Source organism: Hydrogenophaga sp. PBL-H3 (assembly GCF_010104355.1).
GTDB lineage: Bacteria > Pseudomonadota > Gammaproteobacteria > Burkholderiales > Burkholderiaceae_C > Hydrogenophaga.
Genome location: NZ_CP044972.1, coordinates 738051 through 763199, shown reverse-complemented (window position 1 = coordinate 763199; position 25149 = coordinate 738051). Strand labels below are relative to the sequence as shown.

At 65.1% G+C, this 25149-nt stretch carries 23 protein-coding genes; 8 read left to right on the top strand and 15 right to left on the bottom strand.

The features are described 5' to 3' along the window. Positions 1-279: 279 nt before the first annotated feature. Positions 280-2148, bottom strand: a complete 1869-nt coding sequence (locus F9Z44_RS03640; protein WP_159603687.1) for an ABCB family ABC transporter ATP-binding protein/permease — start codon at positions 2146-2148, stop codon at positions 280-282. Positions 2149-2185: 37 nt separating this feature from the next. Here F9Z44_RS03640 and F9Z44_RS03635 point away from each other — a divergent pair, with 37 nt between their 5' ends. Beyond that, positions 2186-2626 carry an acyl-CoA thioesterase gene (locus F9Z44_RS03635; RefSeq protein WP_159603685.1) on the top strand — a complete coding sequence of 147 codons (441 nt, stop codon included), beginning with the start codon at positions 2186-2188 and terminating at the stop codon, positions 2624-2626. 125 nt (positions 2627-2751) lie between these two features. On the opposite strand, the gene F9Z44_RS03630 is transcribed toward F9Z44_RS03635, so the two are convergent. The 7 genes from F9Z44_RS03630 to F9Z44_RS03600 form a co-directional block, all read right to left on the bottom strand. Further along, positions 2752-3705: a toll/interleukin-1 receptor domain-containing protein gene (locus tag F9Z44_RS03630; RefSeq protein ID WP_159603683.1), complete on the bottom strand. Its 954-nt coding sequence runs from the start codon at positions 3703-3705 to the stop codon at positions 2752-2754. A gap of 83 nt (positions 3706-3788) precedes the next feature. Beyond that, positions 3789-5978: an alpha/beta hydrolase gene (locus tag F9Z44_RS03625; protein ID WP_159603681.1), complete on the bottom strand. Its 2190-nt coding sequence runs from the start codon at positions 5976-5978 to the stop codon at positions 3789-3791. A gap of 2 nt (positions 5979-5980) precedes the next feature. Continuing rightward, entirely contained in the window at positions 5981-6703 is a 723-nt protein-coding gene (locus F9Z44_RS03620; protein WP_159603679.1) for a TetR/AcrR family transcriptional regulator, read from the bottom strand. Positions 6704-6764: 61 nt separating this feature from the next. Next, positions 6765-7175, bottom strand: a complete 411-nt coding sequence (locus F9Z44_RS03615) for an SgcJ/EcaC family oxidoreductase (protein ID WP_159603678.1) — start codon at positions 7173-7175, stop codon at positions 6765-6767. Further along, positions 7162-7953, bottom strand: a complete 792-nt coding sequence (locus F9Z44_RS03610; protein ID WP_159603677.1) for a crotonase/enoyl-CoA hydratase family protein — start codon at positions 7951-7953, stop codon at positions 7162-7164. Before F9Z44_RS03610 ends, F9Z44_RS03615 begins: the two co-directional genes overlap by 14 nt. After that, positions 7950-8324, bottom strand: a complete 375-nt coding sequence (locus F9Z44_RS03605) for an AtuA-related protein (RefSeq protein WP_159603676.1) — start codon at positions 8322-8324, stop codon at positions 7950-7952. The genes F9Z44_RS03610 and F9Z44_RS03605 overlap by 4 nt, the downstream gene beginning before the upstream one ends. Then, positions 8321-9718, bottom strand: a complete 1398-nt coding sequence (locus tag F9Z44_RS03600; RefSeq protein WP_159603675.1) for an acyclic terpene utilization AtuA family protein — start codon at positions 9716-9718, stop codon at positions 8321-8323. Before F9Z44_RS03600 ends, F9Z44_RS03605 begins: the two co-directional genes overlap by 4 nt. Before the next feature lie 167 nt (positions 9719-9885). Here F9Z44_RS03600 and F9Z44_RS03595 point away from each other — a divergent pair, with 167 nt between their 5' ends. From F9Z44_RS03595 to F9Z44_RS03565, 7 genes are all read left to right on the top strand, one after another. Further along, positions 9886-10761 (top strand): branched-chain amino acid ABC transporter permease, encoded by an 876-nt coding sequence (locus F9Z44_RS03595; RefSeq protein ID WP_159603674.1) that lies wholly within the window; start codon positions 9886-9888, stop codon positions 10759-10761. A 61-nt stretch (positions 10762-10822) separates the two neighbouring features. Further along, entirely contained in the window at positions 10823-11899 is a 1077-nt protein-coding gene (locus F9Z44_RS03590; RefSeq protein WP_159603673.1) for a branched-chain amino acid ABC transporter permease, read from the top strand. Positions 11900-11904: 5 nt separating this feature from the next. Continuing rightward, positions 11905-12744: an ABC transporter ATP-binding protein gene (locus F9Z44_RS03585; RefSeq protein ID WP_159603672.1), complete on the top strand. Its 840-nt coding sequence runs from the start codon at positions 11905-11907 to the stop codon at positions 12742-12744. Next, complete coding sequence (locus F9Z44_RS03580) at positions 12741-13529, top strand: ABC transporter ATP-binding protein (RefSeq protein WP_159603671.1); 789 nt, start codon at positions 12741-12743, stop codon at positions 13527-13529. Before F9Z44_RS03585 ends, F9Z44_RS03580 begins: the two co-directional genes overlap by 4 nt. 3 nt (positions 13530-13532) lie before the next feature. Beyond that, positions 13533-15389, top strand: coding sequence for an AMP-dependent synthetase/ligase (locus F9Z44_RS03575; protein WP_159603670.1), 1857 nt, complete (start codon positions 13533-13535; stop codon positions 15387-15389). Positions 15390-15437: 48 nt separating this feature from the next. Continuing rightward, positions 15438-16613: an ABC transporter substrate-binding protein gene (locus F9Z44_RS03570; RefSeq protein WP_159603668.1), complete on the top strand. Its 1176-nt coding sequence runs from the start codon at positions 15438-15440 to the stop codon at positions 16611-16613. 112 nt (positions 16614-16725) lie between these two features. Beyond that, complete coding sequence (locus tag F9Z44_RS03565; RefSeq protein WP_159603666.1) at positions 16726-17175, top strand: DUF2784 domain-containing protein; 450 nt, start codon at positions 16726-16728, stop codon at positions 17173-17175. On the opposite strand, the gene F9Z44_RS03560 is transcribed toward F9Z44_RS03565, so the two are convergent. From F9Z44_RS03560 to F9Z44_RS03530, 7 genes are all read right to left on the bottom strand, one after another. Then, complete coding sequence (locus F9Z44_RS03560) at positions 17145-19145, bottom strand: DUF2075 domain-containing protein (RefSeq protein ID WP_238407290.1); 2001 nt, start codon at positions 19143-19145, stop codon at positions 17145-17147. The genes F9Z44_RS03565 and F9Z44_RS03560 overlap by 31 nt on opposite strands. Before the next feature lie 61 nt (positions 19146-19206). After that, positions 19207-19521 carry an EthD family reductase gene (locus F9Z44_RS03555; protein WP_159603664.1) on the bottom strand — a complete coding sequence of 105 codons (315 nt, stop codon included), beginning with the start codon at positions 19519-19521 and terminating at the stop codon, positions 19207-19209. 31 nt (positions 19522-19552) lie between these two features. Beyond that, positions 19553-20047, bottom strand: coding sequence for a thioesterase family protein (locus F9Z44_RS03550; protein WP_159603662.1), 495 nt, complete (start codon positions 20045-20047; stop codon positions 19553-19555). Continuing rightward, positions 20044-21204, bottom strand: coding sequence for an acyl-CoA dehydrogenase family protein (locus F9Z44_RS03545; protein ID WP_159603660.1), 1161 nt, complete (start codon positions 21202-21204; stop codon positions 20044-20046). The genes F9Z44_RS03550 and F9Z44_RS03545 overlap by 4 nt, the downstream gene beginning before the upstream one ends. Further along, a complete protein-coding gene (locus tag F9Z44_RS03540) occupies positions 21201-23156 on the bottom strand; it encodes an acetyl/propionyl/methylcrotonyl-CoA carboxylase subunit alpha (protein ID WP_159603658.1) in 1956 nt (651 codons plus the stop codon). The genes F9Z44_RS03545 and F9Z44_RS03540 overlap by 4 nt, the downstream gene beginning before the upstream one ends. After that, positions 23153-23950, bottom strand: coding sequence for an enoyl-CoA hydratase/isomerase family protein (locus tag F9Z44_RS03535; RefSeq protein WP_159603656.1), 798 nt, complete (start codon positions 23948-23950; stop codon positions 23153-23155). Before F9Z44_RS03535 ends, F9Z44_RS03540 begins: the two co-directional genes overlap by 4 nt. Next, positions 23947-25119, bottom strand: coding sequence for an acyl-CoA dehydrogenase family protein (locus F9Z44_RS03530; protein WP_159603654.1), 1173 nt, complete (start codon positions 25117-25119; stop codon positions 23947-23949). The genes F9Z44_RS03535 and F9Z44_RS03530 overlap by 4 nt, the downstream gene beginning before the upstream one ends. Positions 25120-25149: the final 30 nt, after the last annotated feature.

The window sequence follows — 25149 nt, the reverse complement described above, 5'->3', positions numbered from 1 at the left end:
ACTAGCCGGAGAACACCTCCCCATGCCGTCATTCGCTGGCGAGTAGCGCAGGAGCGCCCGGACAGGGGGCGCGCATGTCCGAAGGCCGCGCAGCGGACAAGTTTGTGCGCCCCCCGGGCGATCCGAGCAACGCAGCGTGCCCGAAGCGCAGCGTAGGGACAGCGAATTCGGCTCGCCTTTTCTTTGCTTACTTTCTTTTGGCGAAGCAAAAGAAAGTGAGTCGGCCGCCGGGCCGAGACCCGGCTCGCCACGCAAGCAAAACCACCACATCAAAAGCAGTCAATCCGCCCCACTCTGCTGCAAAGCCCACATCCCCGCATAAACCCCACCCCGCGACACGAGATCCGAATGCGTCCCCCGCTCAACAATCTCCCCATTCACCAACACGAGAATTTCATGCGCGTCGACAACAGTCGACAAACGGTGCGCAATCACCAGCGTGGTCTTGTTGCGCGCGGCTGATTTCAGCTCGGCCTGAATCGCCCGCTCGTTCGCCGAGTCCAGCGCCGAGGTGGCCTCATCAAAAATCACGATGGGTGGATTCTTCAGCAAGGTACGGGCAATGGCCACCCGCTGCTTTTCACCGCCCGAGAGCTTGAGGCCCCGCTCGCCCACCATGGTGCGGTAGCCCAGTGGCAGTTTCTCGATGAAACTGTGGATGTGCGCAGCCTGCGCGGCCTGCACCGCCGCGTCGTGTCCGGCCTCGGGACGACCGTAGAGGATGTTGTATTCGATGGTGTCGTTGAACAGCACCGTGTCTTGCGGCACGATGCCGATGGCCTGGCGAACGCTGGACTGGGTCACGCCCTTGATGTCCTGCCCGTTGATCGCGATGCGGCCGAAGCCGTGCGGGCCTGGCTCGGCACCGTTCGATGCATTGGTCACGTCATAGAACCGGTAGAGCAGACGCGCCAGCGTGCTCTTGCCCGAACCCGACGGCCCCACCACCGCCACCGTCTTGCCCGGCGGAATCTCGAAGCTGATGCCGTGCAGGATCTCGCGCGCCGGCTCGTAGGAGAAACGCACGTTCTCGAATGTCACCGCCGGCGGGCCGTCCAGGGCCAGTGGCTGGGCACCGGGTTCGTCGGCGATTTCGCGCTCTTTCTCCAGCAGCACAAACATCTTGTCCAGGTCGGTCAGGCTCTGCTTGATCTCGCGGTACAGCACGCCCAGGAAGCCCAGCGGGATGTAGAGCTGGATCATGAAGGCGTTGACCATCACCAGATCGCCCAGCGTCATCTCACCGCTCACCACACCTTGCGTGGCACGGTAGAGCATGAGCACCAGCGCGACGGCAATCACCAGCTGCTGCCCGGCGTTGAGCATGGACAGCGTGGTCTGGCTCTTGATGCGGGCTCGTCGCAGTTTCTCCAGCGCTTCGTCGTAGCGGCGGCCCTCGAACGCTTCGTTGTTGAAGTACTTCACCGTCTCGTAGTTCAGCAGCGAGTCGATGGCGCGGGTCTGGCTGGTGGACTCCAGCTCGTTCATCTCGCGGCGGAACTTGGTGCGCCACTCGGTCACCACCACGGTGAAGCTCACGTACAGCACCAGCGCCACCAGCGTGATCCACACGTAGCCCATGTCGAACCGGGTGCCCAGCAGCGCCAGCACCATGGTCACTTCGATCAGCGTGGGGATGATGCTGTAGAGCGAGTACGAGATGAGCGACTGCACGCCGCGCGTGCCGCGCTCGATGTCGCGCGTCATGCCGCCGGTCTGGCGCTCCAGGTGAAAGCGCAGGCTCAGCGCATGCAAATGGCCGAACACCTGCAGCGCGATGCTGCGGGTGGCGCCTTCGGTGGCCTTGGCAAACACCAGCTCGCGCAGTTCGGTGAACACGCTGGTGGACAGGCGCAGGCCGCCGTAGGCCAGCAGCAGACCCAGCGGCACCACCAGCATGGCCTCCGCACTGCCGGGCTTGATGCTCATGGCGTCGACCAGCTCTTTGAGCAGCAGCGGCACACTCACGTTGGCCATCTTGGCGCCGACCATGAACGCCAGCGCCAGCACCACGCGCACCTTGTATTGCCAGAGGTAGGGCAACAGGCGTTTGAGCGTGGCCCAGTCGGAGCGCTGGGGTTTGCCGCCAGAGGCACCGGGGCTCGCGGGCAGGGCAATGGAAGCTTGGGAGGGGTTGTCGGGGCGCATGCGGGAGAATGAAGACTGTTGTACAGAGATTGTGACCATGCCAAGCAAAACAAGCCCGAACCCGGAAACCACCCTGCCCCACGACAGGGAACTGGTGTTGAAGGTCATTCCCATGCCGGCGGACTGCAACGCCAACGGCGACATCTTCGGCGGCTGGGTCATGGCGCAGGTCGACCTGGCCGGTGCCGTGCTGCCCGCGCGCTACGTGCGCGGTCGCATGGCCACGGTGGCGGTGAACCAGTTCATCTTCAAGCAGCCGGTGCGCGTGGGCGACATCCTGAGCTTCTTCGCACACGTCACACGGGTGGGCAACACGTCCATCACGGTGCAGGTGGAGGTGTTCGCCGAGCGCTTCTCGGCCCAGGGCCAGTACGTGAAGGTCACCGAAGCCAGCCTGACCTATGTGGCCATCGACATGGAGGGCCGGCCCCGCACCATCCCCAAGGAAGGCCTGGACCTGCCAGGCGTGGTGTACTGAGCCCACGTCAGCCCGGCCAGGATCCTGGTTGGTGCGGTCTCGATTCGGCGCAAGGCCGATGACAACGCAAGCCCTGTGTGAGCAGTGGGGTCGGATGGCGTCATGCCCCCATCATGGCAATCGCGTCAGGGCGTTCGGGTTCCGCGGTAGGCGAGTTCGCTGCGGGGATCGAACACCAGGGTGGGCGGCGAGCGGTCCAGGTCCACGATGAAGGGCGAGCTGCCGTCTGCGGCAAAGATCTGGTTGCCGTTGCGGGTCAGGTTGACCTCGACCGCTTCGATGCGCCGGTAGTCCGAGCTCACGCGCACAGTGGCGCGGTCGATGCGGGTGATGGTGACCTCGATGTCGCTGCGCGACGGCCCTTTGGAATCGGCAATCACGTCACCGCGGTAGGTGCCCACCACCAGATCGGCCAGGCCCGGCATGTCGGCCGGGGTGGGGGCGGGGGCGCCAGGCTGTTTTGCAGCCGGCGGCTGCAGAGCCGGTGGCTTGACCGGGGCCTGCGCGCTGGCGGGCGCGGGCGCCACGGCCACAACCGCCGGCGTGGTCGCGGGCGTGGATCGCCATGACCCCAGGCCATACAGCCCCGCGCCCAGGGCCACGGCCAGCGCGGCCAGGGCCGGCACCGCCCAGCGGCGGCGGCTGGTTGCGGGGTGCACCACCAGTCGAGGGCGCGGCGCTGGTGCCGCGCCGCCCATGGCATGGGCCACGCCCTGACACAGCGCCTGAAAGCCCGGGTGCAGTTCGTTGCCCTGCCAGCCCAACAGGTCGGCGGCCTGCTTGCGGCGGAACTCCAGCGGCAGCTTCACGTTGTCGATCAGCGCGGGCACCAGCACGCCGCGCTCGGAAGCCGCGGCCGCTTCGTTCTTCACCCACTCGGAAGCAATCGAATTCACCGACCAGAGCACCACCACGCAGCGGGCAGTTTCCAGTTCGCGCTCGATGGCCTGGTCAAAGGCCTGGCCGGCGATGATCTTGCGGTCCCACCACACCGACCAGCCCATGTGGCCCAGCGCGGTGGCCAGCCGCCCGGCCCGCTCGCGGTCTTCGCTCGCGTAGCTCAGAAAGACATCACTCATGGTTCAACTCCCTGGGTCTGAGACCCCTCGGGATGCTAAACGGATCAGGCGGGGGCGGGAAGTGAGTCCAGACGCGGGTGCGCTCAGCCCGCCCAGTGCCGGTTTTCAAGTGCCTGCGCGATGCGCAGTGCGGCGCGCATCGCGCCATCGGTCTCCACCGGCCGGTAGCGCACTGGCTGGTGCATGGCGGCCAGCGCCTGCTCGGCCAGGCGCTCGGGCGACAGATCGCGGTAGTCCAGCGATCGGTCGGCCTCGTAATTGAACAGCCGGCGGCGCACGTGCACGCACTGCTCGAAATGGTTTTGCAGCGGAAAGCTCAGGAACGGCCGGCGCGTGGCCACGAGTTCCATCGTGGTCGACAGACCGCCCTGCACCAGCGCAAGGTCGCAGCACGCCAGGTGTTCGTACAGGTTGTGCACGTACGACTTCACCTCCAGCCCGTCCAGGCGCGGCAACTCATCGGCGGCCATGCGCGGGCCGGCCACCACGATGAGGCGCAGCCCGGGCTCCTGCTGTTTCATGCGCGGGAACGCCTCGGTGATGCGGTTCAGCAGGTGGCGCCCGACCCCGGTTCCCCCCACCGTGGCGATCACGATGCGTTCGTCGCTGCGGTAGCCGTGGGCGGCCCGCAGGCGTTCGGTGTCGGCCAACGTGGTCGGGTCGAACGGCAGGGCGTAGCCGCAGTAGCAGAAGTTGCGATCGGTCCATTCGCGGATGCCGGGCAGGCCGGGGCCAAAGGGCTGCTCGGTCACGTCCTCGCTGTTGCCCACGAAGATCGCCGCGTCGCGGATGTGCGGGTACCGCGCCACGTGCTTGATGTCGTCGGCGTTGCGGTCGGCACACAGAAAGGCTTCGCGTTCGTTGCCCGCCTGGGTCGGCAGGCAACCCACGAAGTCGGTCAGGAAGACGAAGGGCTGGCGCTTGAGTTCGGGGTTCTCGTGGTACTGGTGGTCCACGTCCCAGGCCTCGTCGCCGATCACCACGTCGTAGTGCTCCGCCTCCATCAGGTCGACAAAGGTCATGAAGTTGCGCGCCATGATTTCGTCCATGGTGCGCAGGGCAAAGAAAGCCGAGAGGTCATGTTCGCCGGCCTCCTGCTCAAAGTGACGGCTCTCGTTGGCCAGGCGCTTGCAGATCGGATGCACACGTTCGCCCTCGCGCTCCAGGTAGCGCGCGGCCGGGTCGGTGGTGAACCAGTCGATCACCAGATCGGGCTGCAGCTTGCGCAGTTCGCACGCGATGGCCAGGTCGCGTTGCGCGTGGCCCAGGCCAATGGGACTGCAGATGAACAGCGCGCGGCGCGGCCGCGCCATGGCGCGCGTCCACGTGGTGTGCCGCGGTGCCGTGCCCACGAAGTCGCGCACCGCGCGGTTGAACATCACCGGATCGCGCGCGGGCTGCACATGGCCACCGGCGCCCACGGTGATCATGGACGCGCCGGGCACCAGCTCGTGGATCGCCTGGCCCTTGGCGTAGGGAATGCGCTGGTCCTGGTCGGCGTGGATCACCAGCGTGGGGCACTGCACGCGGCGCGCGAAGTCGCGCACGTCGTGACCGAACCAGCCGTTGCGCGCCCAGGCGACGGTCTCGCCGTCGGTGGCCCAGCCGTAGTGCACGCCGTCCTCGATGTGCTTGGTCGAATGGGGCTCGGTGAAGATCGACGCCACAAACGCGTCGAGCACTTTCGGCCAGTGCTCGCGGACGAACTGACTGTCCTTGCCCAGCATGCGGGCGCGCTCCTCGGGTGTCTGCACCGTCTCGGAAAAACCGCCAGCGGTGATGAGGTGCGTGATGCGCTGCGGCTGCTCGCCCGCCAGGCGCAGCGCGATCATGGCGCCGGCCGACAGCCCCACCAGCGCGAGTTTCTGCACCCCGATCGCGTCCAGCGCGGCCACGAAATCGCCGTGGTACAGCTCGAAGTCGTAGTGCTCCTGACCGCGCGGGCGATCGCTTTTGCCGTTGCCCCGGTTGTCCACCGTGATCACGCGGAAATGCTCCGACAGGTAGGGCACGGTGGCCTTGAAGACCGAGGTGTTGACGAACTGGATCGGGGGCGCGAACGCGATCCACGGGCCTTGCGTGCCCCACACGGCGTACCAGATCTTCACGCCGTCGCGGTCCACGAAGCCTTGCTGCGCAGGCTCGATGGTGGTGAAGGGATAGGGTTTGGTGGCATCGAGCGCGCCGGCGGGCGGCAGCGGTCCGGCAATACGGTCGAAGCGCTCGGGCCAGTCGGACGCGGTTGCCTTCGGATCGGTTGTGCGGGTGTCCATGGTCAGCCTTTCGGTTGTCTTGCCTTTGCCAAGGGTGTGCGTGCGGGCCGTGCGGCCGCCAGATCAAGCGCCGTGAGCAGCTGCTGAACAGCGTCCAGCGCCTGATCGTGGCGGGCCTTTTCGACGTCGCCACCGATGAGCCGCGCGAATTCCATGCCCAGCCAGAATTCAGAGATCAGGCTGGCCAGTGCGTCGGCGGTGAACGCAGGCGGCAAGTCGACCGCGTAGGTTTGCAAGGCCTCGCGCACCGCCTCGAGCACCACCTGTTTCCAGGCCGTGATGCGCGGCACAAACTGCTCACGCAGACCGGGGTTGGACAGGCTGGCCGCGTACAGCTCGGCCTGCAAGCGCACGAAGCCGGAGTTCACGTCGTCCTCGTAGAACGCGCGCGCCTGCGCCCACTTCTCGGCAAAGCGGCCAGGCGCCGCATACATCTCTCGCTGGCGCTGCAGCAGGTGCTGGTTGGCCGCATCGAGCACGGCAATGACGAGCTGGTCCTTGGTGCCGAAGTAGTAGTTGATCAGGGCGTGGTTGACGCCAGCGTCCCGGGCGATCTCACGGGCGCTGAGTGCGGCGTAGCCCTGGGTGGACAGGCATCGGAAGGCCGCGGCGAGGATGCGCGTGCGCGTGTCGATCGGGTCAGGGACCTGGAGGCGGTCCGGCTGGCTCGTTGGGGCCGTTCGCCGGCGTGGGGAGATCGACTTCTTCACGGGCAGGACAGACATGCGCTTGATTTAACCAGTTGTTTTAACCAAGTGGTTAATCTAGCGTTGAAGGCCGATGGCGTCAATCCAAATCGAGCGGCGCCGGCATGGCCGACGAGTGGTGGTCCACGATCAGCCAGCACGCATCGACGCGGCGGTAGACGAAGCTGAAACGCGCTGGAATGCAACGGCGGTTCGTGGCGGCGCCCAGCGCCAGGGTGTAGCCGCCGGTGCTGATGGCGGTGTCGCCATACAGCCTGACCTGCACGTCGTTCAAGGCCATGCCGGGTGCGGGTTGCAGCGCAAAGACCGCAGAGAAGTAGGCCGCGATGCCCTCCTTTGATGCGATCAGCACGGGCGAGGTGGTACCCCACAGATGGGCCCGAGCGTCATAGAGCGCCAACATGCCCGGCAAGTCGGACGCATTGAAGGTAGCGATCCAGACTTCGGTGGCGGCGCGCACCGAGGCTTCGTCGATGTCAGAACTTTCCATGCCGCCCCTGCCCGGCGGCGAAGCGTGTGGCGCCTTCGAGCGCATCGGGAATGCGCGCCTTGCCGCGCTGCCATTCCTGCAGGAGCGCTTCGCCCAGCGGCAAATCCCACTGGGCCAGGGCGCTTTCGCGGTCCGCGCGCATCGTGGCCTGCGGGAATGCGGCCAGTTGACGCGCCAGGGTGATGGCGGCTTCGCGCGCCTGACCGTTGGGCACCACGCGGTTGGCCAGCCCCATCCGCAGCGCCTCGGTGGCTTCCACCTTGCGGCCGGTGAGGATCAGGTCCATCGCGTGGCTCATGCCGATCAGGCGCGGCAGTCGCACTGTGCCGCCGTCGATCAGCGGCACACCGAAACGGCGGCAGTACACACCGAAATACGCGTCTTCTTCCATCACACGCAGGTCGCACCACAGGGCGAGCTCCATGCCGCCGGCCACCGCTGCGCCGCTCACCGCCGCGATCACCGGCTTGGTGAGCTGCAGGCGCGACGGGCCCATGGGGCCGAGGGCGCGCAAGTCGCTGGCGTTGAAGTCGAGGTCGAGGCCACTGGTTTCGCCCTGAGCGGCGAGTCGCGCTCCGTATTGCAGATCCCAGCCGGCGCAGAAGTGGCCATGCGCTCCGTGGAACACCGCCACCTTGGCGGTGGCGTCGTCCTCGAACGCGAGGAAGGCGGCGTGCAGGGCGTGTGCGGTGGGGCTGTCCACGGCGTTGCGCACCTCGGGGCGGTCGAGGGTGACGATCCAGATCTCGCCTTGTTTGTCGGTGGTGACGGCGCTCATGGCCACCACCCCACGCGCGGAGCGTTGAGCGCGTCGTCCAGTTCGTCCTGTGTCACGTCGATCTCCATCCGCAACAGAGCGCCCGCCATCGCCTTGCCCAGGTTGTCCAGCCGCAGGTTGCGCGCGCCGCCGCCCTGCAACGCACCGCGCAACACGAACTTGAGCGCCAGGATGTTGGGCAGTGGCCAGGCGTCCACCTCGCCCGGCAGCCACGGCGCAAAGTGGGCCTGCACGCGCTCGGCCGTCACTTCACGCGCCAGCAGCTGGTAGCCCACCGCGTTCCACGCGAACAGGCCGAAGTCCACCCAGTCGGCCTTGTCGCCGCTGCGGGCGTGGGCGATGCGCACCAAAGGGATGCGGATCGTGCTCATGAAACCACCTCCCCAAGCATGTCGACGGTCACGCTTGCTTCCACGACGTCGCGCGGGATCAACGTCGGCCAGATGCCCAGCAGCTCGCTCGTGTTGTGCAGGCCCGTGAAGCCGCAGGTGTAGGCCGGGCCGCTCAGGCCGATCCAGGGGAACAGGCGGCCAAAGCCGTCGGCGGCGGCTTTGTCCTGCGTGCGCAGCACCAGGCGGGTCCAGATCTCGTTGCTCTGGTTGAGCGCGTCCGGCTTTGGCAGCGGTGCGAGCGCGCCGTGCGCCGAGTTGAGGCCGGGGTACTCCACGTACAGCTCGTCGTGGGGAATGCGCTTGTCTTTCAGCAGCGTGCGAATGGTCGCCTGCGCGGCCTGCGCCTTGTCCCAGGCGTCGGGCCAGGAAAAGCCCCAGGTCACCTCGGCCTTGTAGCCGTCACGAAAACCGGCCACCACTTTCAGCGTGTCAGTGGGCGCGGTGCCACGCGCACCCGTGAGGCGCACGCGGTCAAAACCTTCGTCGTGCAAGGTGATGTGGCCCATGTCGAGCACCACGTCGGGCGAAAAATAGGCGTGCGGGTTGTGCACCTCGTAGAGCAGTTGCTGGCGCAGGGTATCGAAGTTGATGCGCCCTCCCGTCTCGGGCGCCTTGGTGATGAGGGCGGTGCCGTCCTCGTACACCTCGGCGATGGGGTAACCGATGTGCGCGAGATCGGGAATGGCCTGCCACGCACCCTGGCTGCCGAAGTTGCCGCCGCTGCCCTGCCCCGAGCATTCCAGCAAATGCCCCACGGTGAGGCCCTGGGCCAGGCGGGTGAGATCGCGTTCGCTCGTGGCGCCGGTCAGCGTCCATCCCAGGCCGTGTACCAGCGGACCGAGGAAGAGCGCAGCGTCGGCCACGCGCCCAGTGATCACGATGTCGGCCCCCGCGTCCAGCGCCTGCACGATGGGCTGGGCGCCCACGTAGGCGTTGGCAAACACCAGCCGCTCGCGCACACCAGCCACACCCTCGTGGGTGAAGAGGTGGTCGAAGCCGGTGTCGGCTGCCTGCAAGCGCTGCAACACATCATCACCCGTCACCACCGCCACCTTGGCCTGCCAACCCTTGGCCTTGAACGCCGCCAGCACCGCTTGCGCTGCACCGCGCGGGTTGAGCCCACCGGCGTTGCACACGAAGCGCACGCCCCGCTCGCGCATGAGCGGCCACAGCTTTATGAGCATGGGCACCACGTCGCGTGCATAGCCCAGCGCAGGGTCACGCTGGCGGTCCTTCTGCAGGATGGCCAGCGTGAGCTCGGCCAGGTGATCGCTGGCGATGAACTGCACACCGCCGCGCTCAATGCTCGCGGCCACAGGCTCCCAGTTGTCGCCGTAAAAGCCAAGGCCGGCGCCGATGCGTATGGACTTCATGCTCTGGATACTGATGGCACCTGAGTGACTCTGGATGGGGGTCAACCCCTAGCGGCAGTCACGGGCAAGACAGCTATAAATTGTCCACACCGTCCGGGGCGGCTTGCAACCCGGATGGCAGCGGCGCCCCGCTGCCACGGCGCGGAGAGAACAACAAGGAGACATGCGTGCAACTGCTGCAACTGCTCATCAGCGGTGCGGCCCAGGGCTGTATCTACGGACTCATCGCCCTGGGTTTCGTGCTGATCTACAAAGCCACTGAAACCGTGAGCTTCGCCCAGGGCGACCTGATGATGGTGGGCGCCTTTGCCGCACTGGCCGCCATGACCGTGATGGGCCTGCCCTTCTGGCTCGCAGTGCCCGCCGCCATCATTGCCATGGGCCTGTTTGGCGTGGTGCTGGAGCGCGCGGTGGTGCGCCCCATCCTGGGGCAGCCGGCGTTCTCCATCGTCATGCTGACCATTGGCGTGGGCTACGTGTTGCGCGGCCTGATCACCATGATTCCCAACATCGGCACCGACACCCACACACTGCCCGTGCCCTACGCTGGCGAGGTGCTGCGCATGGGCTCGCTGGTGGTGTCGGCCGAGCAGATCGTGGTGATCGGCGTCACCGGCGTGCTGTGCCTGGGCCTGTTCGCCATGTTCCGCTACAGCAAGCTGGGCATCGCCATGCAGGCGTCGTCGCAAAACCAGCTCGCCGCCTACTACATGGGTATTCCGGTCAAACGGCTCAACGGCCTGGTGTGGGGCCTGGCCGCTTCGGTGGCGGCCATTGCGGGCCTGCTGCTCGCGCCCATCACATTCGTGCACGCCAACATGGGCTTCATCGGCCTGAAAGCTTTTCCCGCTGCGGTGGTGGGCGGCTTCACCAGCCTGCCCGGCGCCATCGTGGGCGGCCTGATCATCGGCATCGTCGAGTCCTTCTCGGGCTTTTATCTGCCCGAAGGCTTCAAGGACGTGGCCCCCTACATCGTGGTGCTGATCATGCTGGTGCTCAAGCCCAATGGCTTGTTTGGCGAAAAGCTGCGGAAGAAAGTTTGAATGGCTTGTGGGTCAGACCACTCGCGCAGCGATGTGCTCTGACCCCAACTGATTGAGAAACATGCGCTTTCTTTTCAAGACCGACTACAACCAAGATATCCGCCTGGCCAAACACGGCGGGCAGACCTTCTGGTACAGCCTGCTGGGCCTCTTTCTCGTGACCGCGCCGTGGGTGATTCAGGAGTACTGGCTCGCGCAACTCACCTTCGTGCTGATCTATTCGGTGGTGGGCCTCGGGTTGATGCTGCTGGCTGGCTTCACCGGCCTCTTTTCGCTCGGCCACGCGGCCTTTCTGGGTGTGGGCGCGTACACGCAGGCCATCATGGTCAACGCGGGCATCCCGTTTCCGCTGGCGCTGGCCTGCGCCGGCCTGCTCTCGGCCGCCGTGGGCATGGTGGTGGGTCTGCCGGCACTGCGGGTCAAGGGCATCTACCTCGGCATGGCCACGCTGGCCTTCGGTTTCATCGTTGAAGAGGTCATGGCGCGCTGGGAGCACGTGACCGGCGGCAACTCCGGCCTGATGGTGAAGTACCCAAGCCTCTTCGGCTGGGAGCTGGACTCCACCAACGAGTTCTACTTCTTGTGCCTGGTGGTCACGGTGCTGGCCACGCTGGCCATTGCCAACCTCATGCGATCGAGCACCGGGCGCGCGTTTGTCGCCATCCGCGACTCGGAGATTTCGGCGCAAAGCATGGGCATCCACCTCGCGCGCTACAAGACCATGAGCTTCGCGCTCTCGGCCGCGCTCGCGGGCATTGGCGGCGCGCTGTACGCGCACAAGATCCAGTTCCTCTCGCCCGAGCAGTTCAGCATCATCCAGTCGATCGATCTGCTGCTCATGGTGGTGATCGGCGGTCTGGGCTCGATCCACGGCGCGTTCCTCGGTGCCATCTTCCTCATCGTGATGCCGCAGCTCATTGCGCTGGGCAAGGACTTCTTGCCCGCGGCCATTGGCCAGGCGGCCGGCCTGCAGGGCACGGTGTACGGCCTGGTGCTGATCGCCTTCGTGCTGTTCGAGCCCATGGGCCTGTACGGCCGCTGGCTCAAGATCCGCGCGTATTTCCAGCTGTTCCCGTTCTATCGCAAGGGCATGTTCAAGCGGCAGAAGAGCTTCCAGAAGTCCGACCGTCTGAAGTGAACACCATGAACGACATCCTCCTTTCGGCCAAGAACCTGAGCGTGCGCTTCGGCGGCGTGCTGGCGGTCAACAACGTGAGCTTCGACGTGAAGCGTGGCGAGGTTTTCACCCTGATCGGTCCCAACGGCGCGGGCAAGACCACGGTCTTCAACCTGATCAGCCGCATCTACACGCCCACCACCGGCACCATCGACTTCGCCGGGCCCGAGGGCATGCTGCGCCTGACCGACCAGGCGCCGCACCAGATCGCCAACCTCGGCATTGCGCGCACCTTTCAGAACATCGAACTGTTCGAGCACGCCACCGTGCTGCAGAACCTGCTGATCGGCCGCCACACGCACCGCAAGACCGGGTTGTGGGGCGAACTCTTCTTCACCGGCAAGACCCGCGCGGCCGAGATCGAGGCGCGCGAGAAGGTGGAGCACGTCATCGACCTGCTCGACTTGCAGCACCACCGCGAATCCATGGTGGCCGGCCTGCCGTATGGCGTGCGCAAGGTAGTGGAGCTCGCGCGTGCGCTGTGCACCGAACCCAAGCTGCTGCTGCTCGACGAGCCGTCCTCAGGGCTGAACGTGGAGGAGACCGAAGACATGGCGTTCTGGATCACCGACATCAAGAACGAACTCGGCATCACGGTGCTGATGGTGGAGCACGACATGAGCCTGGTCTCCAAGGTCTCCGACCGGGTGCTGGCCATGAGCATGGGCACCGAGCTGGCCTCGGGCACGCCGGCGCAGGTGCAGAGCGACCCCGGCGTGATCGAGGCTTACCTGGGCTCGATGGACGACGTCTCCAGCCTGCGCCGCGAAAACCACAAGCCTGTCACCGTGGGGGTGAAAGCATGAGCTTTGCCACCACAGACGCACCGGTCCTGAAACTGCTCAACGTCGAGAGCGCCTACGGCCCGATCAAGGCCATCCGCGGCGTGAGCCTGCAGGTGCGCCGCAGCGAGATCGCCACCGTGCTCGGCTCCAACGGCGCGGGCAAGACCACCATCCTGAAAACCATCAGCGGCATCATCGACCCGCGCAAGGGTTCGATCGAGTTCAAGGGCGAGAACATCACCGCGCAAGACCCGGCCTTCATCGTGCAGCAGGGCCTGAGCCATGTGCCCGAAGGGCGCGAGGTGTTTGCCCTGCTCTCGGTGCGCGACAACCTGCTGATGGGCGCCTACACCCGCAAGGACCGCGACGGCGTGGCGCGCGACATGGAGGCGGTGTTCAACTACTTTCCCATCCTGCGCGAGCGCGCCGCGCAAGATGCCGGCCTGCTCTCGGGCGGGCAGCAGCAGATGCTGGCCATCAGCCGTGCGCTCATGGCCAACCCCGACCTGATCCTGCTCGACGAACCCAGCCTGGGCCTCTCCCCGAAGCTGACCAAGGAGATCTTCGAGATCGTGGTTCGCATCAACCGCGAGCGCGGCACCACCATCTTGCTGGTGGAGCAAAACGCCAACATGGCCCTCAATGCCTCCGACTACGGCTACGTGCTGGAAAACGGCCGCATCGTGATGGAAGACACCTGCGCCCACCTGCGCGAGAAGGACGACATCAAGGAGTTCTACCTCGGCATGAAGGAGGAAGGCGTGCGCGCCGACCGGCGCTGGAAGAAGAAGAAGAACTGGAGATAAGACATGAGCAACCTCTGGGACCTCTCCGGCATCCAGCCGCAAAACAAGGTGGTGCTGGAAGGCGACACCATTCCGGCTCTGTTCTGGAACGGTGTGAAGCAACGTGGGCCCAACGTGTGGATGCGGCAGAAGGAGTTCGGCATCTGGCGCAGCTGGAGCTGGAACCAGACCGGTGACGCGGTGCGCGAGATCGCCCACGGCCTGATGGCCATCGGGTTTGAGGCGCGGGAGACCGCGTCCATCCTCTCCAACACCACCATCGAGTGGGTGCTGTGCGACATCGCCGTGCTGAGTGTGGGCGGCATCTCCAACGGCATCTACCCCACCGACGCGGCCGAGCAGGTGCAGTACCTCTGCGCCGACTCGGGCACCACCGTGCTCTTCGTGGAAAACGACGAGCAGCTGGACAAGGCACTGGAGGTGCGCGAGCACCTGCCTCGCCTGCGCAGAATAGTCGTGGAAGACATGGAAGGCCTGCGCGAGCTCAACGACCCGCAGGTGATCAGCCTGATGCAGCTGCGCGAGCTGGGCCGTGCCCACCTGCAGCAGCACCCCGGCATGCTGGAGGCGCGCGTGGCCGCCTGCAAGCCCGACGAACTGGCGATCCTGGTCTACACCTCGGGCACCACGGGCCGCCCCAAGGGCGCCATGCATTCGCACAAGGGACTGGTCTACACCGTGCGGGGCTACAACACGCTGATTGCCCGCAGCGAGAGCGACGAGTGCATGTGTTTCCTGCCGCTGTGCCACATTGCCGAGCGCATGGGCGGCGAATATTTTTCGCTCTACACCGGGGCCAAGCTCAACTTCGTGGAGAACCCCGAGACTGTGCCGGAGAACGTGCGCGAGATCGCGCCCACGGTGTTCACCGCCGTGCCGCGCGTGTGGGAAAAGTTTTATTCGGGCGTGATGATCACGCTCAAAGAAGCCGGCAAGATCCAGCAGGCCGCCTACGGCTGGGCCATCGGCGTGGGCCAGCAGGTGGCCGATCTGGTGATGGCCGGCAAGCCGGTGCCCGGCGGTCTGCGATTGCAGTTTCATGTCGCGCGCACGCTGGTGCTCAACAACGTGCGCAAGCTCATCGGCATCCACAAGGCACGCTTTCTCGTCACCGGGGCGGCACCCATTTCGCCCGAGCTGGTGCGCTGGTACCTGGCGCTGGGCGTGCCCATGCTGGAGGTGTGGGGCATGACTGAAACCTGCGGCGCCTCCACCGGCATTCCGGCCGAGCGCATCAAGCCCGGCAGCATCGGCCCCGCGGCCAGCTACAACGAGGTCAAGCTCGACCCGGTGACCAGTGAAATCCTGGTGCGCGGCCCCAACGTGTTCATGGGCTACCTGAACCTGCCCGAGAAAACCGCCGAGACCATCGACGCCGAGGGATGGCTGCACACGGGCGATGTGGGCGTGGTGGATGAGGAAGGGTTTTTCCGCATCACCGACCGCATGAAAGACATCATCATCACCGCAGGCGGCAAGAACATCACGCCAAGCGAACTGGAGAACGAACTCAAGTTTTCGCCTTACGTGACAGACGCCGTGGTGATCGGTGACAAGAAGCCCTACCTCACCGTCATCATCATGATCGACCAGGAAAACGTGGAGAAGTATGCGCAGGACAACGATGTGCCGTTTTCCAACTACGCCAGCCTCACCAAGGCGCCCGAAGTGCAGGCGCTGATCCAGACCGAGATCGATCGCGTGAACAAGAAATTTGCCCGGGTGGAACAGATCAAGAAGTTCTTCCTGCTCGACACCCAGCTCAGCGCAGAAGACGAAGAACTCACGCCCACCATGAAGCTCAAACGCAAGCTGGTGCAGACCAAGTACGAGCCGCAGATCAACGCAATGTACAGCTGACCCCGTTCTCTACCCCTCACCCGACCACCACCCCAGGAGACACACAAGATGAAAACCCGACTGACATTGGTTGCCGCCCTGCTTGCCCTGGGCAGCGGCGCTGCGCTGGCGCAGGCGCAAGGCGTGAGCAAGGACGAAATCGTCCTGGGCTCCATTCAGGATCTCTCGGGCCCCATTGCCGGCTTTGGCAAGCAGGTGCGCCTGGGCATGATGCTGCGCGTGGACGAGGTCAACGAACAAGGCGGCATCAACGGCCGCAAGATCAAGCTGCTGGTGGAAGACTCGGCCTACGACCCGCGCCGCGCCGTGCTGGCCGCGCAGAAGCTGGTGAACCAGGACAAGATCTTCGCCATGGTCGGCCACATCGGTACCGCGCAAAACATGGCCGCCATGCCGGTGCAATTCCAGAAGAACGTGATCAACTTCTTCCCTGTGACGGCCGCACGCGAAATGTATGAGCCCTTCCACAAGCTCAAGTACAGCTTTGCCGCCACCTACTACGACCAGATGAAGATCGCCGTGCCCAAGCTGGTGAAGGAAAAAGGCGCCAAGAAGGTCTGCACCATGTACCAGGACGACGAGTTCGGCCTGGAAGTGAAGCGCGGCGCCGAGGACGGCCTCAAGGGCATCGGCATGACGCTGGCGGAAGAAACCAGCTACAAGCGCGGCGCCACCGACTTCGCCTCACAGATGCAGAAACTGCAGGCCAGCGGCTGCGACATGGTCGTGCTCGGCACCATCATCCGCGAGACCATCGGCGGCATTGCCACGGCCAAGCGCCTGGGCTTCAACCCCACCTTCATCGGGTCGAGTGCCGCCTACACCGACCTGATCCACAAGCTCGGCGGCCCGGCCATGAACGGCCTGTACGCCACCATGACGGTGCAGAACCCCTACACCGACGAAGCCTCGCAACCCATCCGTTTCTGGGCCAACAAGTACAAGACCAAGTTCAACGAAGACCCCACCGTGTTCTCGGTGTATGGCTATTCGCTGGTGGACACCTTCCTGCGCGCCGCGGGCAAGGCCGGCAACAACCTGACCACCGAGAGCTTCATCAAGGCCATGGACACCATGACCATCCCGCCCGACATCTTCGGCAGCGCCGAGATGACCTTCAGCCCCACCAAGCGCCTGGGCAGCAACTCCACGCGCCTCTCGCAACTGCAGGACAACCGCTGGAAAGTCGTCTCTGAATACATGAAGATCGACACCGGCAAGTGAACGCTGTGTGATCAACGAATGACACGTTGCCTGCTTCGGCAGGCCATGCGTGCAGCCGCCAACACCTTGTGTGCTGGCGGTTTTTTTTCGCCTGCCCCCGTACCATGGCCGCATGACCCACCTGAGCCCCGCCACAGCCCTGTGGCTCGCCGACGCCATCCTCGCGCTGCACGTGGGCATCGTGCTGTTCGTGGTCGGCCTGCTGCCCCTCGTCTTGATCGGCGGCGCCCTGGGCTGGCGCTGGGTGCGCCACTTCGGCTTGCGCCTCACCCACCTGGCCCTGATGGTCTTCATCGCCGCCCAGGCCTGGCTCGGCCAGCTATGCCCCCTGACCGTGTGGGAACAAGACCTGCGCCGCCTCGCCGGCCAAAGCGGCTACCGCGAAAGCTTCATCGAGCACTGGTTGTCGCGCCTGTTGTACTGGGAAGCGCCTTGGTGGGTGTTTGTGGCGGGGTACACGGGGTTTGCGGTGGCGGTGGGGGTGGCTTGGTGGGGGGTGAGGCCGCATAGCCGGGAGAAGCCCACTCCGACTCAATCCAAGGTCGGAACGCCGATCGATTGAAGATAGGAATAGGTCGCGTCGTAGAAGCTCGGATCTCGAGTGGGATCTTCCTCACTGCCTCCGGGTATCACGAGCGCCATTCCTTGACGGGCGCGAGTGAGAAGAACCCTGTAGGCATTCTTCAAATAGGTTTGTCGCTCAGCCTTGCGCACCCGTTGCCAACGACTACCTACGAATGACCAGTGATCCCAGGCTTGGTCCACCTTGCGAAAGTCTGCATCCCATACGACGCAGGCCCAGTCCAACTCCAAACCTTGTACGTGGAACTCGGTAGCCGCATCTTCCAAGTAGTAGGACGAGCGCACATCGTCCTTAGGACTCAAGAACCAATGAACTGGATCCACTGGAACCCGCACATCGATGGCATGTGGCTTGAGCCGCTGCGCTTGGGAGGACACGACCAAGCCGAAGCGCTCGCTACCCCGCGCATTCGCCTTGACCCACGCCTTAGCAGAGGCAAGGTTACGAGTCACCACGATCGGGTAGCGCGGGAGCAGATCCCGCAAGGTGTCCTGAGCCTTCTGAACTTCTAGATCGAGCACGAACTTAACCCAGTCCGATACCCGCTCAGCTCGGAACGAGCGCATCGAGACGCTGAGGTGTAGCGCCTCATCGAGATGAACCAGATCATGGCTTTGGAGTGCTTCGAGTGCAGCTCCCGACGCATACTCTGATTCTTGCAAGCGCGGCGATATGTGCACGGACCAATGCGGGTAGCGTGTACGCAACGCATCGATCCATTCAGAAATTCCTGCCTCTCCAGTATTGATTTCCTGTCCTCCCCCTACAAGGCAGAGGACTACAGCCCAGTCGGTGTGTCGATCCATGCATGACAGGAGATATTCGGGCTCCGATGCATCGAAGTCAGGCTGCCCCTTTTTGCGCGTCATGAAAGCAACGGTCTGCTCGCGGTTCCAAGCGCGTTGCGCTTCGTCAAAGATGGCTACATGCTCGGGTGGCGCGCCTGGATTGACGAGGCAATCATCCCGGAAGTGGTGGACGTTCTGGATGAAGGTCTCTACTTGGCGACGAGCCACGCTCTTTGTGAGCGACCGACCAGCTTGGCGTTCGCGCTGAACGTGGTCCCGGGCCAACGCTTCGCGGAGTATGGCAACCAACGGACCGTTGCCCGACAAGAAAACGCTGTGCAGCGCACTGGTCGCATCCATGTGCTGTGTAGCTATATCCAAACCAACCAGCGTTTTGCCGGCACCTGGTACACCGGTCAATAGGCAGACAACCTTTCTACCGTGTTGCTGGGCGTCAGCAATAACGGCGCTCAGGTAATTGGAGGTACGGGTCAGATTGGATACACCTGCATCGCTTCTTGATATGTCGGCGACCGAGTGTCCGCTATACAACGCTCGCGCCGCTTCGATGATTGTGGGGGTTGGACTGTAGCGACCTGCCCCCCACGCAGCACCCTCAATTGGTACGCCAGCAACACCCGCGAGATACAAGTCCAGCAATGGCGCCAACTGCTGCGAACCGACCCTCAGAGGTGAGTACACCTCGTCTCCAGCGGGTGACTCGTACCGCAAGTCACTTGTGGGGGCTCGCGTTGCGACCAGCACCGGCACGATAGGCACCCCGTGCGATGGTTCGTGAAAGTTCTTCAGGTCTAACGCGTAGTCCCAGACCTGATCAATCGCATGGCGTTGAAACTCGGTTTCACCAACCTTGAATTCAAGCACGAACACAAGTTGTTGAATGACCAACACGACATCGACGCGTCTGCCGATGCGGGGCAGTACAAACTCGAAGAACACATGACCCCGACCTGCATAAGGCGCAAGCACGGGTTGTAGCAAATCGACCTGTTCCCGCCATGCCTGCATCTGCGGACGTTCAACAGCAAAGTCGCTGCGACTGGCCAAAACTCCGCAGATTGCGTCTGGAGAGGTCTGCAGGAATTCAGTGATCGTGTCCTGGTAGTGCGCTCTGTTCACGTTCATCTCAGCGGCATCCATCCAGGTAACGCAGAGAAGCTGCGGAAAGTTAGCAATTCAAAAAATGTAGGCGCCGTCGCAATCACCCCACCACCACCTCACTGATCTGCATCACCGGCGCGATATCGGTGTAGTTCGGGATGTCGGCCATGATCTCTTTGGCATGTGGGCCGAAGCCGGCCTGGAAGGTTTCCACCGAGTCGCAGAACAGGTGGCACATGCCCACATACGTGGCCGGTGCGCCGGGGGCACCACCGGCCAGGCCTTTGTCCACCGTGTAGGACTTGAGTGCCGCGCCCATCTTGGCCTGCACCATCGGCATGTGCTTGTCGCGATAGTACTCGTGGTTGAAACGCGCGCCCGGGGTGTTGGGGTACATCACGCTGACTTTGATCATGGCTGTCTCCTTGGGGTGGGTTGGGGGAACTTCAAGAAACGATATACGCGCCGGCGCCGGTGGACAACAGCTTGCCGTCCGCCCCCAGAAACTCCATGCGCGTGCTCGCCACGCGCGAGCCCAGGCGCATGACTTCGGCTCGCAACTCAAAGTGCTCGCTGATGCCGGGGCGCAGGTAGTCGATGCGCAGGTCGATGGTGCCGAGTTTGCTGAAGCGGTGCAGGCGTTGCAGGGGCGGCTCCGTCATGTGGCGTGCGCCGATGGCGGCCATGCAGGCCAGGCCGCCCATGGCGTCGAGGCAGGCGCTGATGACGCCGCCGTGGATGCGGTTGTGGCTGTAGTGGCCAACCAGCTGGGGCTTCATGTCGATGCGGGCAGTCACCTTGTCGGGCGTGATGGTGGCGATCTTCAGGCCCAGCACCTGGTTGAACACGATCTTTTCTTCAAACAGCTGTTTGAGCGCGTCGATGAATTCGGGCTCGAATTCGACAGCGGCGGGTGGTGAGGTCGTTGTTGTCTTGCTCATAGATTCCATTGTCGTGCGGCCAGCTCTTTCATGATCTCTTCAGCACCGCCGCCGATCATCATGACCTTCACTTCGCGGTACACGCGCTCGCTCACGGTGCCGCGCATGTAGCCCATGGCGCCGAGCATCTGCACGGCGGCATCAGAACAGTGCTGCATGGTCTGGGTGGCGTGGTTTTTCAAAAGACAAACGTTGGCCACCCAGTCGGCGCCATCGTCTCCTGCGTCCACCCGCGCACCGAGCGCGTCCACCCAGGCCTGGGTGGACTGGATGCGCATCTGCATGTCCATGAGCTTGTGGCGGATCACTTGTCGTTCGATAAGTGGCGCGCCGAAGGTGCTGCGCTGGCGGGCCCAGGCCAGGGCTTCGTCATAGCAGGCCTGTGCAAAGCCGAGCGCCATGGCCGACATGGCGAGGCGCTCGCCATTGAAGTTGCCCATGATCATGCGAAAGCCCGCGCCCTCGGGCCCCAGGCGCAAGCGCGCGGGCACTCGCACGCCGTCAAAGCGCAGGTGCGCCGTGTCGCTGCAGTGCCAGCCCATCTTGTGCAGCTTGCTGCGCGAGATGCCGGGGGTGTTGCAGGGCACGACGATCATGCTGATGCCGCCGGCACCTTTGCTGTGCGGGTCTGTGCGCACCGCCAGCGTGATCCAGTCGCAGCGCATGCCGGAGGTGATGAACACCTTCTCGCCGTCGATCACGTATTCGTTGCCTTCCAGCCGTGCGGTGGTGCGCAGCGCGGCCACGTCCGACCCGCCGCCGGGCTCGGTGATGCCCAGCGCCGCGATCTGTTCGCCGCGCAACACGGGCGGAATGATTTCGGCCTGCTGCTCGGTTGTGCCGTGCACCAGCACGGGCGGCAGACCGATGTTGTGGGTGAACAGGCTGGCCATCACGCCGCCGCTGCCACCGAAGCGCGCCAGCGTTTGCGACATGGCGTTGCGCACGCTCCAGGGCGCGGGTGTGCCGCCCAGGTGCTCGGGGTAGCCCAGGCCGAGCAGGCCGAGTGCGGCCGCCTGGTGGTACAGGCTGCGCGGGAACTCCCCGGCCTCGTCCCACGCGCTCACATGGGGCGCGATGGCCTGGGTGGCGAAGCGCTGCACGGTGTCGAGCAGCGCGGTCCGGTCTTCGGGGGTGAAGTCTTGCGTCGTGTTCATGCTGCAAACGTGATGAGCAATTGTCCGGGCGCGACCTGTTGACCCGCTGCGACCGAGAGGCTCTCCACGGTCAGGTCGCGCGGCGCGCTCAGTGTGTGTTCGAGCTTCATGGATTCGATCACCAGCAGCGGCGCGCCCTTGGCCACGGCGTTGCCGGGCTGGGCGTGCACGGCGATGAGCTTGCCGTTGAACGGGGCGCGCAGTTCGCGCGCGCGCTCGCTGCCGCCGGCACGCTGGGCCGGGTGGTGGCTCAGCTCGGTGAGCCAGCCGTCCACCGTGGCGCCAGCACCTTGCACCTGCACATGCCAGCGGCCTGGCGCCGTGAGCACGGCGTTGGCCAGCCACTGGCGGTCGTCGAGCAGCACGCGCAGCTGTCCACCGGCCAGGGCTTCCACGTGGGCGCTGTGCGTGGTCTCACCGTGGCTGATGCGCAGCTGCCCGGCGCCGAGTTCCTGCACGTCGAGCGAGCAGACCGCATCCGGCAGGCCGAAGCGCAGCGGCCGGGTGAACGGCACGGCCAGGCTGGATGCGGGCGGCGCGGCAGCGTGTTGCACGGCGAGCATGGCCACCACCAGCGCGGGCTGACCTGGCGCGCGCTGGGCGGCGAGGTGGCTGCGCAGGTCTTCGCCGTGCTCGGCCAGAAACGGAATGAGCGCATCGCCCGCCCCAAACACCGGGTGGCGCAGGCAGGCCGCGAGAAACGCGCGGTTGGTCGGCAGGCCTAGCACCTGGGTGTGGTCCAGCGCGTGGGCAAGGCGATCGATCGCCTCGGCGCGGGTGGCTGCGTGGGCGATGAGCTTGCCCAGCATCGAATCGAAATGCGGTGTGACTTCACTGCCGTTTTCCAGCGCGTGGTCGAAGCGCAGGCCGGGGACCGTCGGTGGTTCGGTGAAGCGGCCCACGCGGCCGGTGTGTGGCGTGTGGTGGTCGTCTTCGGCGCACAGGCGCACTTCGATGGCGTGGCCCTGGAACGTGATCTGCTCTTGCGTGAGCGGCAGGGGTTCGCCGCGCGCGACGCGGAGTTGCCATTCGACGAGGTCCAGGCCGGTGAGTGCTTCGGTGACGGGGTGCTCCACCTGCAGTCGGGTGTTCATCTCCATCAGGTGGAAAGCGCTGCCCTCCAGCAGAAACTCCACCGTCCCCGCCCCCACATACCCCGCCGCCTGCGCCAGCGCCACCGCGCAGTGCCCCAGCTCTTCGCGCAGGGCTGGCGACACCGCCGGGCTCGGCGCTTCTTCGATGATCTTCTGGTGTCGGCGTTGTACCGAACAATCACGCTCACCCAGGTGCACGCAGTGGCCGTGCGCATCGGCAAACACCTGCACCTCCACATGCCGTGGGCGCAGAAGCGCGCGTTCGATCAGCAGGTCGCCGTTGCCAAAGCCGCTCAGGGCTTCCGACCTCGCGCTGCGCAGTGCGGGCAGCAACTGAGACGCGTCCAGCACCAGCCGCATGCCGCGCCCGCCACCCCCGGCCACCGCCTTCACCATGAGCGGAAAGCCCACGCGCTGCGCCTCGGCCACCAAGGTGTCTTCGCGCTGGTCGGCACCAAAGTAGCCGGGCAGGCAGGGCACGCCCTGCGACAGCGCCAGCGCTTTCGCGGCCGACTTGCTGCCCAGCGCATGAATGGCCGCCGGCGGTGGGCCGACCCAGGTGAGGCCGGCGTCGATCACGGCCTGCGCGAAGTCGGCGTTTTCGCTGAGGAAGCCGTAACCGGGGTGCACGGCATCGGCGCCGGTGGCGCGCGCGGCTTCAATCAACCGGTCCACGCACAGATACGACTCGGCCGAGGTGGTGCCACCCAGCGCAAACGCGGTGGTGGCGTCAAACACATGCAGCGCGTGGCGATCGGGGTCGGCGTACACGGCCACGGTCTGGATGCCCATGGCGTGCGCGGTGCGGATCACGCGGCGGGCGATCTCGCCGCGGTTGGCAATCAGCAGGCGCTTCATGGCTTGTCGGCCCAGGGTGCTGGTTTTTTGCGGGCAAACGCGGCCAGGCCCGCCGCCGCCTCCGGGCCACGCAGTGCGGCGGCAAAGGCCATGGCCGCTTCATCGCGCAGGTCGGGCACATCGCCGCGCAGGCGCTGCAGCAGGCGTTTGGTGCTGGCCACCGCGCCGGGGGCGGCGCGCTTGAGCCGCTCAAGACGTTCCTGCAGGCCTTTCTCGAGTTCGCCGTCGTCGGCCACCTCGTCCACCAGGCCCAGCTGCATCGCGGCCTCGGCGCGAAAGCTCAGGCCTTGCAGCAAACACTGGCGTGCTTTGGCCTCGCCCAGACGCATCCACACAAAGGGCGCGATCTGCGCGGGCGGCAGGCCCAGCGTCACCTCGGGTGTGCCGAACACCGAGCGCTCGGTGGCGATCACGTGGTCGGCGCAGCACACCAGGCCAAAACCACCCCCCATGGCCGCGCCGTCGACCGCGCACACCAGCAGTTGCGGCAGCGCGCACAGCGCGTGCAACACATCGCCAAAGCCCCGGTTCAGGGCGATCAAAGGGTCGTCTTCGCCGGGCTTGAGCGGCTGGCCGATGGCACTGGAAAAGTTGCCGAGGCTGCCGCCCGCGGTGAAGGCGCCGGGCGCGCCGGTGAGCACGATGACGCGCAGGGTGTCGTCTTGCTGCGCGCGCAGGGTGGCTTCATACAGGCCGAGCACCATGGCGTCGCTCAGGGCATTGCGCGTGGCGGGGTCGTTGAGGGTCCAGCGCTCGGTGTCGCCCCGCCGCTCAATCAGGAAGGTCTGGCTCACTTCACTGGCCTTTTTGTGATGCCCATCGTCTTCGCCAATATCCCCAACATCACCTCGTCCGCCCCACCGCCGATGGAGGCCAGCCGACCATCGCGGTACATGCGCGAGACCTTGTTCTCCCAGGTGAAGCCCATGCCGCCCCAGAACTGCAAACAGGTGTCGGGCACGGTGCGGTTCAGGCGCCCGGCCTTGAGCTTGGCCATGGTCGCCCACTCGGTCACGTCTTCGCCGGCCACGTAGCGTTCACACGCCAGGTAGGTGAGCGCGCGCAGGCTCTCCACCTCGGTCTTCAGCTCGGCCAGCTTGAACTGCACCCACTGCTGGTCGGCCAGGCTGGCGCCGAAGAGCTTGCGTTCCTGCGCCCACTCCACCGTCCAGCCAATGCAGTTGGTCAGGCTCTCCAGCGTGCTGGCCGCGCACCACAGGCGCTCTTCCTGAAACTGCTGCATCTGGTAGATGAAGCCCGCGCCCTCCTGGCCGATGCGGTTGCTCTGCGGCACACGCACCTCGTCAAAGTAGATGAGTCCGGTGTCGCTGCTGTTCATGCCGATCTTCTTGATCTTCTGCGCCACCTCGATGCCTTTGACGAGCTTGCCGTTCTCGCGCATGCGCACCATCACCAGGCTCTTGTTCTTGTGCGCAGGGCCGTCGCTGGTGTTGACCAGCATGCACATCCAGTCGGCCTGCAGGCTGTTGGTGATCCACATCTTCTGGCCGCTGATCACGTAGTCGTCGCCGTCCTTGCGCGCCACGCTCTTGATGGCCGACACATCGCTGCCGGCACCGGGCTCGCTCACGCCGATGCAGCCCACCATGTCGCCCGCAATGGCAGGCGCGAGAAATTCGCGCTTGAGTTCTTCGCTGCCGAAGCGCGCGAGCGCGGGTGTGGCCATGTCGGTCTGCACGCCGATGGCCATGGGCACACCGCCGCAGTGGATGTGTCCCAGCGTTTCGGCCATGGCCATGCTGTAGGAGTAGTCGAGCCCCGCGCCACCATGCGCCTCGGGCTTGGTGAGGCCGAGCAGGCCGAGATCGCCCAGGCCCTTGAAGATCTCGTGCGCGGGCATCATCTCGGCCGCTTCCCATTCGTCCACATGCGGGTTGATGTGTTCGTCGATGTAGCGCTTGAGCGTCTTCTGGATCTCGCGGTGTTCGTGGGTGAATTGCATGGCTTGTCTCCTGTTGTTTTGAATGGGTGC